The sequence below is a fragment of the Bacillus sp. OxB-1 genome, assembly GCF_000829195.1.
Taxonomy (GTDB): domain Bacteria; phylum Bacillota; class Bacilli; order Bacillales_A; family Planococcaceae; genus Sporosarcina.
The window spans coordinates 2,419,780-2,436,020 of sequence record NZ_AP013294.1 but is presented as its reverse complement, the minus strand read 5'-3'; the positions used below and the strand labels follow the sequence as shown (position 1 = coordinate 2,436,020).

Genomic DNA, 16,241 nt, shown 5'->3' with positions numbered 1-16,241 from the left:
CCCTACTTATAAATTCAAAATTCTTTTCCACCATTGTCCACTTTCGAATAGGACGTAGACGTAATTCAGTTTGCCGTCCTTGCTCGTGAAGGCGACTTCCCAGACTGGACCGACTTCTTCCATCCCGAGGGACGCATGGAGCACTTTTTTGACGTCCAGTTCTTTTTGAACCGTCTCGATTGCGGTCTTCGCAGTGACCCCTTCGGCAAGCTTCACTTCCTGATAGGTCTTTTCCGCTTCCCGACCGACGAATACGGCTTTCTCCACGCCGTCACCATCCACTCCCCGGACAGTCACCCAGGTGCTGCTCCCCTGATAGGCATCCGCCCGCTTGACGTCTTTCAACTGCCCCGTCTTCAGGACGGAGTCGATTGCCGCCTGCTCCACATCCGCAAATGGCTTGTTCGCGTTATACAGCACGATGATCGTAATGGCGATCGTCAATGCCAATAGGAAAGTGGTGATGAACTTGATCCAATTCAGCATATTTCCACTCGTCCTGTCCGTTTTGGATTCGTCCATTGTTCCATTTGTTTCCCTACCTTGTTTTCAATCGAATACTTAGTCATTATAACAATCTTCAAGCTCATCGACCATATTTTCTAGCGTCACTTTCCGGATCGGCACATCAGGCAGCGACTCGAGAAAACGGCGTCCATATGATTTCGTTTCGATCCGCCGATCCAGCAGGATGAAGAACCCTTTGTCGGACGATGCGCGGATCAGGCGCCCGAACCCTTGCCGCAAGCGCATGACCGCCTCAGGCAACGAGTAGCCGTTGAATGGATGGATTCCCTGTTCCGTCAGCTTGGCTGCCCGCGCTTTGAATAAAGGATCTTCCGGCGACGAAAACGGCAGCCGCACGACGATGACGGCGGATAACGCCTCACCCGGCACATCGACCCCTTCCCAGAAGCTGTTCGTTCCGAAAAGGACGGCTTTGCCATATTGGCGGAACGACTTCAACAACCGCATGCGGCTGCCCGAGCTGACCCCTTGGGCAATGAGCACGAACTCTTCCAGCTGTTCGCTTTCGACAATCAGTTCATACGTCTTGCGCAACATATCTTGCGAGGTGAATAAAACGAAAAGCCTTCCTTTCGTCACGAGCACCGTCTCCACGACCGCGTTGGCGACCGCCTCGATATAATCCGTCTGCGCAACTTGCTGGATGTCCGGCATGTCTTCGACGATGAAAATCTCGGCCCCCTCGTAGAAATGGGGCGGTGCATCGAATTTCAGGAGCGGAACCGTGTCGGCGATCCCTAGCTGCCTCATGACGTACCGCTCATCGCCCGCCACCGCCAATGTCCCGGACGTCCACAGGAGGCCCGCCTGTTGCTGCTTCATCCGTTCGGCGAATCGGCGAATCAAGCCGGTGCCGGTTAACCGGGTTTTCATGACCATCAAGCTGCCCGGAATGCTCCGGCGGTCTTTTTCCACCCAGACGGCATAGTCTTCCCGATTCCTATCCAGGAAAATTTCAATCCACTCGCCCGCCTTGATTTTCAACTCCTCCACCCAATACGCCCATTCTGACAGGATGGCGGACCCTTTTTTCGTCAATTGATCCCGATTGTCCGCCACATTTCGTGCGAACCGCTCCGCCTGTTGCAAATAGACGGATAAGCTAGTCGAGACGTCACGGAAGCAAGGCTCCGCCTCCGTATCGGGCAGCGGGAAGACGATCCGGTTGCCTGCTTGTTTGTCCGGCGCAGTCGGCTTATGGGCTGCCAGATGATCGACAGCGGCTTCGAAGGCCATTGCAAAGTCAAGGTAAGCGGCATCGAGTTCCAGTTTTTCCTTTTGCCGATAGGATTCTCCCAAGCACTCTTTGAGCAGCGACTCCATCTGCTGAAGCAATTGCCCTTCCGCGTCCGAGCCGAGCTGCCCCATGCAATATTTCCAGTTCGTATAGGAAAATGCGGTTTCATTCATACGGGATGCGGTTTGGATGAATTGATGGGCTTCATCGACAATCACCCCCGCAAGCGGTTGGAATACTGTCTGCTCCCGGTCCAGATCGGAGAGGAGCATCGCATGATTCGTAATGATCAAGTTGGCATCCCGGCAAGCAGCCGTCTGCCTGGCATGGAAATCGGCGGAACGCTCATCGGGCGCCAGTCGCTCCGATCGCTTCCGAATCCGGTTCAGAAACAGCTGGCCGCCGCCTGAAACGTTCAGCTCTTCCAAGTCGCCCGACACCGTTTCGGTCAGCCAGACGAGGATCTGCATCGCTGTGAATGTTTCATCGTATGATTCATCGGTAATGCGCAGCAGCTCCTCGAACTTCCTTAGCGAGATATATTGCTCCCTGCCTTTCAAGACGGCGACCGGCAGATCGGCCCCGAGCAGGCGGCGCACTTTCTCCATCTCTTCCTCGACGATTTTGTCGACGAGATGGTTCGTATATGTACTGACGACAACCGGTTTGCCGCTTTTTATGGAATGGATGGCCGCTGGCAGGAGATAGGCAATCGTCTTGCCGATACCCGTCGGCACTTCAGCAGCGACTTCCGAATGCTGTGCAAGGACATCCCGTACCGCATCCATGAAGTCGAATTGGGCATCCCGCTTTTCGAATCCATCGAACTGCTTCGTGAATAAAGCGATTTTGGCCTCCTCGGTGTCTGGATATGCCGGAAGCTCGACGACCTTCCCGGCAGGCTTCGGGCCGACCCGGTACGGAATCCCCCGGAATGCCGAGATGCCGCGCTCTTCCATCGATCGCATGCGCGCGGCTTTCAACGCTTCATAGAAAACGGTGGACAGGTCCGATTTCAGCAGGAAAGACCGTCGATGCAACAGCTCCAACGTCCCTTTCGGCAAGTCTTCCAATTTGGCGAGGCAGGCAAGGAAAAGCTCGGCCGTTGCCGCCGCATCATCATCGGCCCGGTGTGCGGATTGAAGCGGAATGCCAAGCTCTTCCGTAATATCCTGCAACCGGTAGCTCGCCGAAGACGGGAACATGATCTTCGCCAATTCCACTGTATCGATTTTCTGCCCCGTCCATTTGCCGAGACCGCATCGTTTGAATTCATTTTGCAAAAAGGCGAGGTCGAAGTCTGTGTTATGTGCCACAAAGACAGTGCCTTCCAACCGATCCGCCACTTCCTGCGCAATGTCTTCGAACATCGGCGCCTCTTTGACATCGTCGTCCGAAATCGATGTCAACTGGCGGATGAAGGCGGGAATCTCCTTGCCGGGATTGACGAACCGGACATACGGTTCGCTGATCCGGCCATTCTGAATGAACACGATGGCAATCTGGATGATCCGGTCCCCGTTGGCCGAAGAATGGCCCGTCGTCTCCAGATCCACCACCGCATAAGTTCTATTATCCATTCCATCATCAACTTCCTGTTTTCATACTACAGCAAATTGTATCATACTCTCGGCGGCAGTAGAAACAACCGAATGCCTATCTTCGAAACAAACACGATTGTTCCGGTGCCTGGCAACAAAAACGGGAGCAATCCGGATTCCAGATCACTCCCGCATGATGTCATCAGATCGTCATGGCTTCCTTTTCTTTGATGATTTCCCGGATGCCATTGTTTTCATCCATGATCAACACTGTCGGTTCATGGGTGCGCGCTTCTTCATCCGTCATATAGACATACGACAGGATGATCACGATATCGCCCTTTTGCACGAGACGTGCAGCCGCACCGTTGACGCAAATGACGCCGCTGCCGCGCTCTCCTGCGATGATATACGTTTCGAAACGGGCGCCGTTGTTATTGTTCACGACGTGGACTTTTTCGTTCGGCAACATGCCGGCCGCATCGAGCAGGTCCTCGTCGATTGTGATGCTCCCGACATAGTTCAAATCCGCTTGCGTCACGGTCGCACGGTGCAGTTTACTGTTCATCATCATTCTGAACATAATAACCATCCTTCATTTTAAGATTATATTATCAATCAATCGAGTCTTTTCAAAATGCACGGCACAGGCTAAAATGGCTTCTTCCGATGACGGGTCATACTCGGTCAATTCAGGGTAGGACAGCAAAGATACGTAATCGATCCTTCCCGAACTGTTACCGGTTATATACGCCGCCACTTTTCCCTCGATCTCCCCTGCCGGCTTTCCTTCGGCAAAGAGTTCCGCACCCAGCTCCAGCGCTTGCCGGATGGCGGGCGCTTCCTGCCGTTCCCTCTCCGATAAATTGACGTTGCGCGAGCTTTTCGCCAGGCCGTCTTCTTCCCGGACAGTCGGGACACGGACGATGTCAGTCCGCAAGTTGAAATCCCGGACGAATGTCTCGATGATCGCCAACTGTTGTGCGTCTTTCATTCCGAAATAGGATCGGTCGGGATCGACGATATTGAACAATTTCAGGACGACTTTCAGCACGCCGTCGAAGTGGCCCGGGCGGGATGCTCCGCAAAGTGCGGTCGCTTGGGCTCCCGGCAGGATCCGGATGCCTCCGTCGGTCGGATACATTTCTTCCACGGAGGGGATGAACAAGTAATCGACTCCAGCGCTTTCCGCCAGCTTCGCATCCCGATCGGTGTCGCGGGGATACGATTCGAAATCCTCCCCCGGCCCGAACTGGGCGGGATTGACGAAAATGCTCATGACAACGGCATCATTTTGCCCCTTCGCTTGTTTGGCGAGCGCCAGATGGCCTTCATGCAGGAATCCCATCGTCGGAACGAGGCCGACTGTGCGGCCCGCCCGCTCATTCCGATCCAATTTCTGTTGCAGTTCTTTTATCGAATGGATGATTTCCATCGGTTCAACCCCCATACAGGACAGCCAGCTCTTCTTCCTTCATCGTGAAGCGATGCTCTTCCGCGGGGAATGAACCCTCTTTGACCTCAGCGACATACTGTCCGATCCCTTCTTGGATGATCGGGCTGAGGTTCGCATACGATTGGACGAATTTCGGAATCCGGTGACTGCCATATTTCAACGTATCGTGGAACACGAGCACTTGACCATCGGTTTCGGCCCCGGCACCGATGCCGATAATCGGAATGGAAACGGCAGCTGTCACTTGTTCCGCCAACTGGTACGGAATGCACTCAAGCACGATCATGCACGCGCCCGCCTGTTCGCAGGCGATTGCATCGTCGATCAGTTGTTTCGCGGCATCCGCTGTCTTCCCTTGCACTTTATACCCTCCGAGAACGGCAGCCGATTGCGGCAGCAGTCCAAGATGACCGATGACCGGAATGCCTGTCGAAGTCATGAGGCGAATTTTCTCGATAACATCGCCTGCCCCTTCCACTTTCAAAGCATCCGCTCCAGTTTCCTGGAACATGCGGACCGCTTCCGTCAATACCCGGTCGTCGGAACCGTGGCACGAACCGAACGGCATATCGACAACCGTGAACGTGTTCGGCGCACCCCTTCTGACCGCTTTCCCGTGGTGGATCATATCATCCACCGTCACCGACGCGGTCGACTCGTAGCCAAGAATGACCATTCCAAGCGAGTCACCGACCAGCAATACATCGACGCCGGACTCTTCCGCCAACTTCGCCGACGGGTAATCATACGCGGTCAGCATGGCGATTTTCTCACCATTTTGCTTCATCTTCATAAAATCCTGTGTACTTTTCTTCACTCCATTTTCCTCTCCTCTCGGGGAGAAAACCTGAAAACCAAAAATCAAAAACCCTTCTTCCCAAAAATGGACAGAAGGGTTGTGTAGGCATCAATAGATGGTTTCCTCCGTCCCTGTCTGTTTGTAGATCAAGGCAGATCTTGTTGAAATATACAATTTTCTAGGTGTCCTTGAAAGGTGCAGTTCCGATTGATACCGCCCTTCGACATTACTATACCAAATTGAGACTATTTTGTATACGACTCATTTCGGAATTTCGATGTCCGCCGAAAAAATCCCTCGTACCGAACCGTCATCGAGACGGACTTCGAGCACGCCTTCATCGGAAATCCCGACCGCCGTCCCCTCGATCGTCTCATGGAGCATGACGGCACGAATCCGCTTGCCCATCGTATTCGAGTACCCTTCCCAGATAAGCTTGATCGGTGCGAAACCATTTTTGACGTACATATCAACATACAATTCGAGATAACTCAATATTTTGGCGATCATTTCCGCCCGGTTCACATCTTTTCCGGTGACGTGCTTCAGCGAAGTGGCGATTTCTTGCAATTCTTCAGGGAAATCGGCCTTGTCCTGATTGACGTTCATGCCGATCCCCAAAATGATCGCCTTCACCCGATCCGGATCTGCCTGGAGCTCAGTCAAAATGCCGGTCACTTTCCGGCCATGGACCAAAATGTCATTCGGCCATTTGATCGCCGGTTCGATGCCCGTCAAATCTTCAATGGCGCGCGTCACGGCGACCGCCGCCACCAACGTCAATTGCGGCGCTTGCTGCGGCGTGAGCGACGGGCGCGCGATGACGCTCATCCAAATACCTTTGCCCGACACCGAACTCCATGGCCGGGACAGCCTCCCTTTTCCGGACGTCTGTTCCTCCGATATGACGACCGTTCCATCCGCAGCACCGTTCTGCGCTTCATCATGCGCGATGAGCTGCGTCGATGGGCACGTCTCATAATAAAGGATATTCCTTCCGTACGTTTTCGCAGTCAAATAGTTATGGACGTTCGCCTCGTTCACCAAGTCCGGGGATTGGATCAAATAATATCCCTTTTTCCGGATTGTGCCGATTTCATATCCTTCCTGTTCCAGTTCCTTGACATATTTCCAGATCGCCGTCCTCGACAGGCCGAACTGTTCCGCGATCTCTTGCCCGGAAACCGGTTCGCCTCCCGCTTCGAACAATCTTTTCAGCAACTCATTCTTCACGATTGAACTCATTCAAAAACCATCCCTTTATATCGTCCGGATCATTGGTGCATTTCCTATGGAGAACGGCCGATTCGATTTTTTGTATCCAGTCGCCGGTCCATTTTCCGCCCTTGACACCGGCCCAGCCGATTAGATCGCTTCCTCTTACCGCCAAGTCCGCCTTCGAGCGGATCGGAAGCTCACGGTGCCTTCTTTCCATTTCGTCGAATGAAGTCGGCTCGATTCCCGGAGCCAATTTGCGAAGAAGCTTTTCACAGACGAGAAGGACTTCCATCGCATATGTATAGAAATCCTCCACTGCATACGGACGGAATGCCCGTTTTTCCATCAATTCCTCGACGTCGTGGAGAAACTGCTTTTCCCGATTGGATAATTTATAAGCCCGTGCCACTTCGGAAGATCCGAATTTTCCGGCGGCCATCAAACCGGCCCAGCCTTCCGATGCCGTTTCGTACGGGGCTGTCCGAGCAAGTGCTGCTCCGTCTTCCGGAAAAAGCGGCAAAACTTTGCTCAGTCCTGTGTCGGCTGCATAGCGGAACGCTTTTACGGGATTTGTTCCGGTAAACAGTTTATCCATCTCCGCTTTGATCCGTTCGATGGCGATATGCCGAAGGAGCGCTCTCTTCTCCTTGATCGCTTCACAAGTGTCGTCCTCGATCGTAAAATCGAGCACGGAAGAGAAACGGATGGCCCGGACCATCCGGAGGGCGTCTTCATCGAACCGTTCCGTCGCCTCGCCGATCGCCCGGATGACGCCCTGCTGCAGATCGTCTTTTCCCCCGAACAGATCAATCAATTCGCCTTCCCGCGTCACTGCCAGCGCATTGATCGTGAAATCCCGGCGTGCCAAATCCTCCTGCAGCGACCGGACAAACTGGACGTCATCCGGCCGCCGATGGTCCGTATACGTCCCTTCCGTCCGGTATGTCGTCACTTCGATCGCTTCCCCGTCGAGCAAGACAAGTACGGTGCCATGGGCAATTCCGACGTCGACGGTATTCGGAAATACCGCCTTCACCTCAGTCGGTTCCGCTGATGTCGCTATATCGAAATCTTTTGCCGGCTTGCCGAGCAGGAAATCCCGCACAGCCCCCCCGACAAAGACCGCTTCGTATCCTTCCTTTTCCAGAGCTGCAATGACCTTCTTTCCTGCCGGAGTCCCGAATTGTTCGATCATGCTTTTCCCGCCACCTCGTAATAAATGGTTTCATATTCGGAAACGATCGTTTCCGTATTGAACTTTTCATTCGCGATCGCCAAGGCATGGCTTTTGAACGTATCAAGCAGCGCATTGTCATTCAGCAGCAGGAGCGCCTTGGCCGCCGCTGCCTCGCAGTCGCCAAGCGGTACGAGAAATCCGTTGACCCCATCTTCGATCACTTCCGGAATGCCGCCGATCTCCGTCGCGATGGACGGCACCCCGCATGCAAGTGCTTCCAGCAGAACCAAGCCGAACGCTTCCTTTTCGGACATATGGAACATGACATCGCTGATGGCGAGCAATTCAGGCAGATCATCCCGTTTTCCAGTGAAGATGACGTGGCGGCCAAGGTTTAATTCCTCAACGAGCCTTTCCATTTCCGGTTTTTCCGGACCTTCCCCGACCAGCAGCAATTTGACATCGGCCATTCGTTCGACCACTTTTTGGAAACTTCTAATGACATCCGGAATCCGCTTCACTTCCCTGAAATTCGAAATATGGATAATCACTTTTTCTTCCCGGCGGATTCCGAGTTCCTGCTTGAGCAGTCCCGGGTCGACCGGATAATAACGTTGTTCATCGATGAAATTATATACTCGCGCAATCGGACCATCCGGCCGGATCAATTCCATCGTTTCCTGCACGAGAAAGTCGGAGACCGCGGTCGTCCGGTCCGATTTGTTGATGCCGTAACGGACCGTATTGCGCAATCCCGGGTCGTGCCCGAGGATCGTGACGTCTGTTCCGTGCAGCGTCGTGATGATGCCGATATCGGATTGGGCCATGTCCTTCGCCAGCGACGCCGAAATCGCGTGAGGCACCGCGTAATGGACGTGAAGCAGATCCAGCTGCTCCTCCACGATCACTTGTGCTATTTCGTTGGCGAGCGCGATATCATAGGGGGGATATCTGAAAACGGCATACCCTTCGATTTTCACTTCATGGAAAAAGATACGGGGGTTTTCTTCAGTGAGTCGGAAAGGGCGGCCCGATGAAATGAAATGCATCTCATGGCCCCGCTCCGCCATCTTTTTGCCCAGTTCCGTTGCGACAACGCCGGAACCGCCTAAGGAAGGATAGCAGATGACTCCCACTTTCAGCTTATTCACGCGCGCTCCCCCTTCCGGATCCTCGGTTACTCGATAATATTCTCCAATCCATAGATGAAGTCTTCCCCTTCCATGACGTGACGAATCGCCATGATAATACCCGGCATGAAAGACTTGCGGTCGAATGAATCATGGCGGATGCTCAGCAATTCGCCTTCGCCGCCGAGCAGCACTTGCTGGTGGGCAAGCAGTCCCGGCAGGCGGATACTATGGATTTTCATGCCGTCCACATCGGCTCCGCGCGCTCCCGGTTGATGCTCCTGCTCTTCGGGATGACCTTGGATATGCGGCGTCCGGACATCCTTGATCATATCCGCCGTCTTCACTGCGGTCCCGGACGGCGCATCCAGTTTGCGGTCATGGTGCATCTCCAGAATTTCGACATCCCCAAGATAGCGGGCTGCCATGACGGAGAATTTCATCATCAGCACGGCACCGATGGAGAAGTTCGGCGCAATGATGCCGCCGATTTGGGCTTTTTGCGCCATATCGGTCAAAGTATCGATCTCCTCGGCAGTCAAGCCCGACGTACCGATTACCGGCCGGATGCCAAATGAAATAGCCTCCGTCGCATTTTGGAAAACGGCGTCCGGATCTGTCACATCAAGCAAGACATCCGGCTTGTCGAAATCGGCCAGGTGGGCAAGCGAAGTGTAAATCGGAATCCCGCCTCCGTCCGGTACGATTGCGCCATCCTTTATATATTGTCCTTCGAATTTATAATCGAGCGCTGCCACCACTTCCATGTCAGGCGCTTCCGTGATCGCTTGGATTGCAGTCGTGCCCATACGGCCCCGTGCTCCTGCGATTGCCACTTTGATTGTCATTTCGGTTCCTCCTTTTTAGTCCAGCGATCGGCATCCCGCACTTTGAACTTCTGCAAGACGGTGCTCAATGCATCATCCAAACGGATGCCTTGGGAATTGGCAAAGCAGACGAGGACGAAAAACAGATCGCCCACCTCTTCTTCCATTGACCGGATCGCTTCTTCCGGCTTTTTCTTTTTCATTCCATAGACATGCTGCACTTCCCTCGAAAGCTCCCCCAGCTCCTCCGTGAGACGGGCCAGCAGTTCCATCGGGGGGAAGTATCCTTCCTTGAAACCATTTATGTATTGATCGACTTCTTGTTGCAGGTGTTCCAATGTCTTCGCTTGTTGCATAAACGTCAACTCCCTACCTCATCGTATTCATTACCACCAACATTGTCAAAATAAAAAATATCATTGATAATGGCTTTATTGTACCAAAAGAAGGGAGTGCAACGATTGCTCGAAACAATTAAAATCAAAAACATCGTATTCATCATTCTCGGCGCAGCCATTTTCAGTTTCGGCCTTGTGCATTTCAATATCCAGCATGCACTGGCAGAAGGCGGCTTCACCGGCATCACGCTCATTTTGCTTTTTGCGTTCGACTGGGATCCGGCCATCATGAACTTGGTGTTGAACATCCCGATGTTCTTCCTCGGCTGGAAACTGCTCGGCAGGCGGATGTTCATCTACACGATTATCGGCACCGTGGCCGTATCCGTTTTCCTGAAATTGTTCATGAAATACCAGATCGATATCCATCTGCAAGATGATATGTTCCTCGTCGCCCTCTTCGCCGGTGTCTTCATCGGAGTCGGCCTCGGCATCATTTTCCGCAACGGTGGAACGACGGGAGGCGTCGACATCATCGCGCGGCTGATGAATAAATACATCGGCTGGAGCATGGGGAAAACGATGTTCCTTTTCGACGCACTCGTCATGGCCGTTTCCTGGATCGTCTATTTGGATCATCGCTCGATGATGTACACATTAGTCGCCCTATACGTCAGCGCCCGCGTCATCGACTTCGTACAAGAGGGGGCCTATGCCGCCAGGGGAGCCTTCATCATCTCGGAACACCCAGACGCCATCGCGACAAAAATCACGTTGGACATGGACCGAGGCGTGACCGTTTTCCGAGGATACGGCCATTTCACAAAAGGCGATCGGGAAATCCTCTACTGTGTAGTCGGGCGAAATGAGATCATGCGGCTGAAAAACATCATCACATCCGTCGACCCCCATGCCTTTGTCACCTTGACCGAGGTCCATGACGTCATGGGAGAAGGCTTCACCCTCGACGAACAAAAACGCCCAATCGATCGGTGACAGTCACCATTACAAATCCAACGCAATTCAGAATAGTGTCCAAATTGCAAAGGTGACTGTCACCTCTTCAAGAACCAAAAAGGCTGTCCTTTTCCGGACAGCCTTTTGCTTATTCCCTGTTCGTGAAAATCAAGATAAGTCGGATTAGCTCCAACACGGCGACAGCTGCTGCTGCGACATATGTCATGGCGGCCGCGCTCAACACTTTTTTCGCGTGCGGCTCTTCCTCGTTGCGGATGATCCCGAGCTCCACGATTTGATTCATAGCGCGGCTGGAAGCATTGAACTCCACTGGCAATGTGACAAGTTGGAAGACGACCCCGACCGCCAACAGAAGAATCCCGATCAACAGCATGGAATTCATGCTGGAGAAAATCAGGCCGATCATAATGAAAATCCAAGAAGCATTGGAAGTCAAATTGACGGCAGGCACCATTCGATGGCGCAAACGCAAGAATGAATAGGCTTCCTTATCCTGAATCGCATGTCCGACCTCGTGGGCTGCGACAGCTGTTCCCGCAACCGATGCTTCCCGATAGTTTTGCGGTGACAAAGCGACTGTCTTCGTGAGCGGATTATAATGATCGCTCAGAAATCCTTGGCCTTCCACGACTTTCACATTGTGGAGCCCGTTGTGATCCAAGATGAGACGAGCCACTTCGGCTCCTGTCATGCCGGATGTCGAGCGGACTTTTGCATATTTTTTATACGTACTTTTCACTTTGAATTGTGCATAGAGCGGCAAGATGATAATCGCTGCGAAGTAAATCCAAAACATTTTCAGTTTCCTCCCCTTTCTTTCTACTCTTCATTTTAATATGCCCCGGGCAGTACCGCAACTATTTGCTATTCCGGTTGCGTTCTCTTCCTCCATACCCAATACGCAAGCGTGATACACGCCAACGAGAGCCAGAATGTGAAATAGCCGATCGGCTGCATATACTTCATGATGTCATAATAAATCGGCATTTGACCGAATACATAGTCAATCACATCGTTATGCAATGTCCAGATGGCGGCCAATGCGATATGAACGATGCCGAACCGGTAAAATGAGCTGTACAATACTGCTTGGACCGCCATGGCAAAATGAGAGGCGACGAGCATCCAGCCGGTCGGGTCAAGAGAACCCGTTTCCCATAGTGTCAGCAAATTCATGACGACGGCCCACAGACCATACTTCACCAAAGTGATGAGAGCGAGCGCTTCCACCAGTTTGAAATTCCGTCCGACAATCCAGCCGAGAAGTGCCAAGCAAAAAAACAGGCTCGCTGTCGGACTATCCGGTACGAAAATCCAGAAAAGCGGTTCTGTCATATGAAGCTGCCACATATACCAATAGTATCCGTACACCGTCCCGAATATGTTGACATATAACAAAATCCATAAAAACGATTTATGCGATAAGATCGACCAACCTAGTCTGACTATGGAACCCATGGACACCTCTCCGATTGGTTTAATAAATAACTTGTATGTATGAAAAAAAGAGCCAGTTTCCTGACTCTTTTTTATTCGGACAAATCGGAACGCCTATCAAGCATCCGATACCACCCGTATTACTCTTCGTTGCCCAATTCTGAGATGAATTCAGCCATGACTTGGAGATCTTCCTCCGAGCCATCCCAAGTTCCAGGAGGCATGTCGCCAATCCCGTCATGTGCAATCGTTATGATTTCTTCCGGAGACAGACCGGTTCCCGCAAGCGGTTTACCGAGCCCGCCTTGGAAGGCATCGCCGTGACAGCCGATACAAGAAGAAGCGGCATAGATCTGATACCCTTCTGCTTCCGCATCAAATTCAACCTCTTCGACAATCGCACCTTGCGCTTTTGCAGCTTCCCAGTCATGGTTCACGTAAGATTCCCAAGTCAAATAGAAAAGTGCTGCGAAAGTCAATAGCATGAATGCTGTCGGAAGCGGGCGTTTCAACGGACGGCGCTCTTTCGTTGTATCCATGAATGGCACGAGCATCAAAGCACCCATAGCCAGTCCAGGAATGATGATCGCTCCGATGACGTTCCATGGTCCGGAAGCGAACTCATATTTCAGCAATTGGTACATCGAAAGGAAGTACCAGTCCGGAACCGGCATATATGTCGTGTCCGTCGGATCTGCTTGACGTTCAAGCGGAGACGGATGAGCGACTGTTAAGATCAAGTAACCGATGAGGAAAACAGCTCCGACCATCCATTCCTTCAAAAGGAAGTTCGGCCAGAATGCTTCCGTTTTACCAGGATATTCTGAGTAGTCTTTCGGGACGTTCGGCATCTTGCCTTCAGCCTTGATACGTGAGTCCCCGACAAACTTCATCCCTTTACCGCGCTGCATAGTGTCCCCTCCTTAAATAAAATCAACGTTGGACCTATTCGCTTTCTTATAGCGGTCCGGAAATACCTTGTCTTCGGATCATGATAAAGTGTGCCGCAAGCAACCCAAGCAAAGCAGCCGGTAAGAAGAATACATGAATCGCGAAGAAACGTGTCAATGTTTGTGCACCGAGGATAGTCGAGTCCCCTGCAAGAAGGATTTTGATCGATTCCCCGATGAACGGGACGGAAGCGGCAATCTCGATCCCTACTTTCGTAGCGAACAACGCTTTCATATCCCATGGTAATAGATAGCCTGTGAAACCGAGACCGAGCATGACAGCGAAAATCAACACGCCGACAACCCAGTTCAATTCACGTGGCTTCTTGTAAGAACCTGTAAAGAATACACGTAATGTATGTAGGAACATCATGACGATGACTAGCGATGCCCCCCAGTGGTGCATCCCGCGCACAATTTCACCGAAAGCTACTTCATTTTGAAGATAGTAAACGGATTTCCAAGCATTTTCAATGTCCGGTGTATAATACATCGTCAAGAACATACCGGATAAGATCTGGATGACAGTGACGAAAAACGTCAATCCCCCGAAACAATAAATGAATGCGGAAAAGTGGTGTGCAGGGTTTACGTGCTCAGGTACTTCGTGGTCAGCGATATCGCGCCAAATCGGGGTGATATCCAACCGTTCGTCAACCCAGTCATAAATTTTATTCAGCACTTCGGTCGTACCCCCTTACTTTTTAGACTAATGTGTTCGGTATTGTTTTCCCGAGATAGACAAGCCCATCTACCACTTCGACTTCATACTCGTCAAGTGGACCGATTGGCGGGGTCCCTTTTACGTTTTCACCGTTTTTCAAGTAACGTCCTGCGTGACATGGGCAGAAGAATTCATTCGCATGCGCAGGGTCCCCTCCCCAGTTCACCGTACAACCCAAATGCTTACAGACAGGGGAAAGCGCGATGATTTTATCGCCTTCTTTATAGACCCAAGCCGTGTTGGATACGTCGGACTTGTACCAAGCATCTTGTCGATCCTTGATCGTGAAGTCGACACGAACCGGCTCCTCCGTAAGATCGGCCGCCTTATGCTCTGTCGGGATGAAATCACCGCCGCCAGAAGCTTGCAAGACCGGATCGATTGCAAAGCGAACCATCGGCATCAGCATTGCGGAAGCCATGAAGCCGCCCGTACCCATCAATGTATAGCTAAGGAATTGGCGTCTAGACACTTTCTTGCTCATCAATTTCCCTCCTCTTACTTAAAGGTCAGTCCAACGGACATGCTTTTTCTAATTGTAATACTAGGACATATCTATGATATATCAATGCGTAGCGAAATTCAATCATGCTTTCCATACGTATTTCAGTTTGTGAACAAATCTTGAATTTTTGATGAACATGTTGAGGCGGGCTGCGCAGGGCCCGATTTGCCGCATTTTCATGCACTTTGCAGGAATTAAGGAAAACAGAACGCTACGCTGTCCGATTTTCCGGAGCAGTGCCCACGGAAAGCGCCCGCTCATAACGGAAATCAACGGCGGGAAGAAGCTATTTATTTCGACATATATTGCTCGGAAAAACTTGTCCCGAGCTCATTCCCTTCATTGCCCCGCCCAGGCTGCGGAAAATTTCGGCACCAATTGGCGAAGCTGATCCTCCAGGATGGATTGCCGCAATTTGGCGTCCATGCTTTCCAGAGGTATCGCAGGGAGCCAGATCACCTCTCCCGCAAGCTCCGTGCTCGTCCAAGCCGGATCCGTCGTCAGGAAAAAGATATGTTTGAACGGCATCCGGGACAAGTCTTCCGACCATGTTCTGCCCATCTGTGCAAGATCGACGGAAGGCGTGTAGGAAAACGGCGGCACGAGCACCATACGCCCTTTGAATTGCGTCTCGATGAACATCGTCAAATTCATGAGGAAGTCCGTAGATGATGCCCCATTCTTCATCTTATCCAAATCCGTCTCCACTTTTACAAGAGGGACGAGCAATGTGTCGATATATTCCGTCTGTTGCAAATAAGTATCCAGGTCCTTGGCAGTCCAATTCATTTGAAATCCCCCTTTATACATGATGAAATGACTCCATCTAAAAGGATGGAGTCATCAGTTTTTTGATAATTTCATATCGTTCAACATGGCAGACAGCTTGATGAACCGTTCCTTGTCATTGGAATCCAAGGCCTCATCGACCCGTCTCATCAATGATTCCAGCGTCATCGATTCGATACTCTCTTCAATCAATCGCTCCGCCAGTTTCCGATCGCTTTCACTCACTTGCAAATAGGCTGGGAGGAACGGGTTTTCCTCACGGACGCTTGCATATTGCGGGCAGGCATGGCTGTTCGGGAAATTCAGTTGGATATACATTTTGTCGTCGGGATGCAGACGCAGATCATGGAATGATTTTTCGGCATCCGCTGTCATCAAATTCCCCTTGTAAAAACGAAATGGTATGCTTTCCGAATCCGTTGTCGACATGACCATCGCCCGTGGGCAATAATGCGCCTCATCCGTGAAATGTACGTTCTGCAGAAGGTGCTCATGGCTTAGGAGATAATTCAAGATCCACACACATTCACGGCGTTTCAATTTATACCGTTTCAAGAACCATCGAACGAAGTCCTTTTTCGCTGTGACAGGAATCATGGCCGTCATA

General features: G+C 51.7%; 18 protein-coding genes. 1 reads left to right on the top strand and 17 read right to left on the bottom strand.

Annotation, left to right across the window (positions count from 1 at the left end):
• Positions 1-6: 6 nt before the first annotated feature.
• From OXB_RS11955 to OXB_RS11910, 10 genes are all read right to left on the bottom strand, one after another.
• Positions 7-486, bottom strand: coding sequence for a cell wall elongation regulator TseB-like domain-containing protein (locus OXB_RS11955; RefSeq protein ID WP_041076698.1), 480 nt, complete (start codon positions 484-486; stop codon positions 7-9).
• Between the two features lie 75 nt (positions 487-561).
• On the bottom strand, positions 562-3,345 hold the full coding sequence (gene dinG / locus OXB_RS11950) for an ATP-dependent DNA helicase DinG (RefSeq protein ID WP_041074550.1): 2,784 nt from the start codon (positions 3,343-3,345) through the stop codon (positions 562-564).
• A 163-nt stretch (positions 3,346-3,508) separates the two neighbouring features.
• Positions 3,509-3,889: an aspartate 1-decarboxylase gene (gene panD / locus OXB_RS11945; RefSeq protein WP_041074549.1), complete on the bottom strand. Its 381-nt coding sequence runs from the start codon at positions 3,887-3,889 to the stop codon at positions 3,509-3,511.
• 12 nt (positions 3,890-3,901) lie between these two features.
• Entirely contained in the window at positions 3,902-4,741 is an 840-nt protein-coding gene (gene panC, locus OXB_RS11940; protein ID WP_041074548.1) for a pantoate--beta-alanine ligase, read from the bottom strand.
• 4 nt (positions 4,742-4,745) lie between these two features.
• Positions 4,746-5,579 carry a 3-methyl-2-oxobutanoate hydroxymethyltransferase gene (gene panB, locus OXB_RS11935; RefSeq protein WP_269447805.1) on the bottom strand — a complete coding sequence of 278 codons (834 nt, stop codon included), beginning with the start codon at positions 5,577-5,579 and terminating at the stop codon, positions 4,746-4,748.
• A gap of 243 nt (positions 5,580-5,822) precedes the next feature.
• Entirely contained in the window at positions 5,823-6,806 is a 984-nt protein-coding gene (locus OXB_RS11930; RefSeq protein WP_041074547.1) for a biotin--[acetyl-CoA-carboxylase] ligase, read from the bottom strand.
• Positions 6,784-7,974 (bottom strand): CCA tRNA nucleotidyltransferase, encoded by a 1,191-nt coding sequence (locus tag OXB_RS11925; protein ID WP_052484000.1) that lies wholly within the window; start codon positions 7,972-7,974, stop codon positions 6,784-6,786. Before OXB_RS11925 ends, OXB_RS11930 begins: the two co-directional genes overlap by 23 nt.
• Positions 7,971-9,098, bottom strand: coding sequence for an N-acetyl-alpha-D-glucosaminyl L-malate synthase BshA (gene bshA / locus OXB_RS11920; protein ID WP_070098238.1), 1,128 nt, complete (start codon positions 9,096-9,098; stop codon positions 7,971-7,973). The genes OXB_RS11925 and bshA overlap by 4 nt, the downstream gene beginning before the upstream one ends.
• Before the next feature lie 35 nt (positions 9,099-9,133).
• Entirely contained in the window at positions 9,134-9,934 is an 801-nt protein-coding gene (dapB, locus tag OXB_RS11915; RefSeq protein ID WP_041074545.1) for a 4-hydroxy-tetrahydrodipicolinate reductase, read from the bottom strand.
• On the bottom strand, positions 9,931-10,269 hold the full coding sequence (locus OXB_RS11910; protein WP_041074544.1) for a nucleotide pyrophosphohydrolase: 339 nt from the start codon (positions 10,267-10,269) through the stop codon (positions 9,931-9,933). The genes dapB and OXB_RS11910 overlap by 4 nt, the downstream gene beginning before the upstream one ends.
• 105 nt (positions 10,270-10,374) lie before the next feature.
• On the opposite strand from OXB_RS11910, the gene OXB_RS11905 reads away from it, so the two are divergent.
• Positions 10,375-11,247: a YitT family protein gene (locus OXB_RS11905; protein WP_041074543.1), complete on the top strand. Its 873-nt coding sequence runs from the start codon at positions 10,375-10,377 to the stop codon at positions 11,245-11,247.
• A 109-nt stretch (positions 11,248-11,356) separates the two neighbouring features.
• Here the strand turns inward: OXB_RS11905 and OXB_RS11900 are convergent, their stop codons facing one another.
• The 7 genes from OXB_RS11900 to OXB_RS11870 all read right to left on the bottom strand — a co-directional run bounded on the left by OXB_RS11900 (position 11,357) and on the right by OXB_RS11870 (position 16,240).
• Entirely contained in the window at positions 11,357-12,025 is a 669-nt protein-coding gene (locus tag OXB_RS11900) for a zinc metallopeptidase (protein ID WP_041074542.1), read from the bottom strand.
• Positions 12,026-12,093: 68 nt separating this feature from the next.
• Complete coding sequence (locus tag OXB_RS11895) at positions 12,094-12,687, bottom strand: DUF1405 domain-containing protein (protein ID WP_041074540.1); 594 nt, start codon at positions 12,685-12,687, stop codon at positions 12,094-12,096.
• A 119-nt stretch (positions 12,688-12,806) separates the two neighbouring features.
• Positions 12,807-13,577, bottom strand: coding sequence for a menaquinol-cytochrome c reductase cytochrome b/c subunit (locus OXB_RS11890; RefSeq protein WP_041074538.1), 771 nt, complete (start codon positions 13,575-13,577; stop codon positions 12,807-12,809).
• 46 nt (positions 13,578-13,623) lie between these two features.
• Entirely contained in the window at positions 13,624-14,298 is a 675-nt protein-coding gene (gene qcrB, locus OXB_RS11885; protein WP_041074536.1) for a menaquinol-cytochrome c reductase cytochrome b subunit, read from the bottom strand.
• A 22-nt stretch (positions 14,299-14,320) separates the two neighbouring features.
• On the bottom strand, positions 14,321-14,824 hold the full coding sequence (locus OXB_RS11880; protein ID WP_173426011.1) for a ubiquinol-cytochrome c reductase iron-sulfur subunit: 504 nt from the start codon (positions 14,822-14,824) through the stop codon (positions 14,321-14,323).
• 360 nt (positions 14,825-15,184) lie between these two features.
• Positions 15,185-15,634 (bottom strand): DUF2487 family protein, encoded by a 450-nt coding sequence (locus OXB_RS11875; protein WP_041074532.1) that lies wholly within the window; start codon positions 15,632-15,634, stop codon positions 15,185-15,187.
• A 54-nt stretch (positions 15,635-15,688) separates the two neighbouring features.
• On the bottom strand, positions 15,689-16,240 hold the full coding sequence (locus OXB_RS11870) for a ReoY family proteolytic degradation factor (RefSeq protein ID WP_041074530.1): 552 nt from the start codon (positions 16,238-16,240) through the stop codon (positions 15,689-15,691).
• Position 16,241 lies beyond the last annotated feature (1 nt).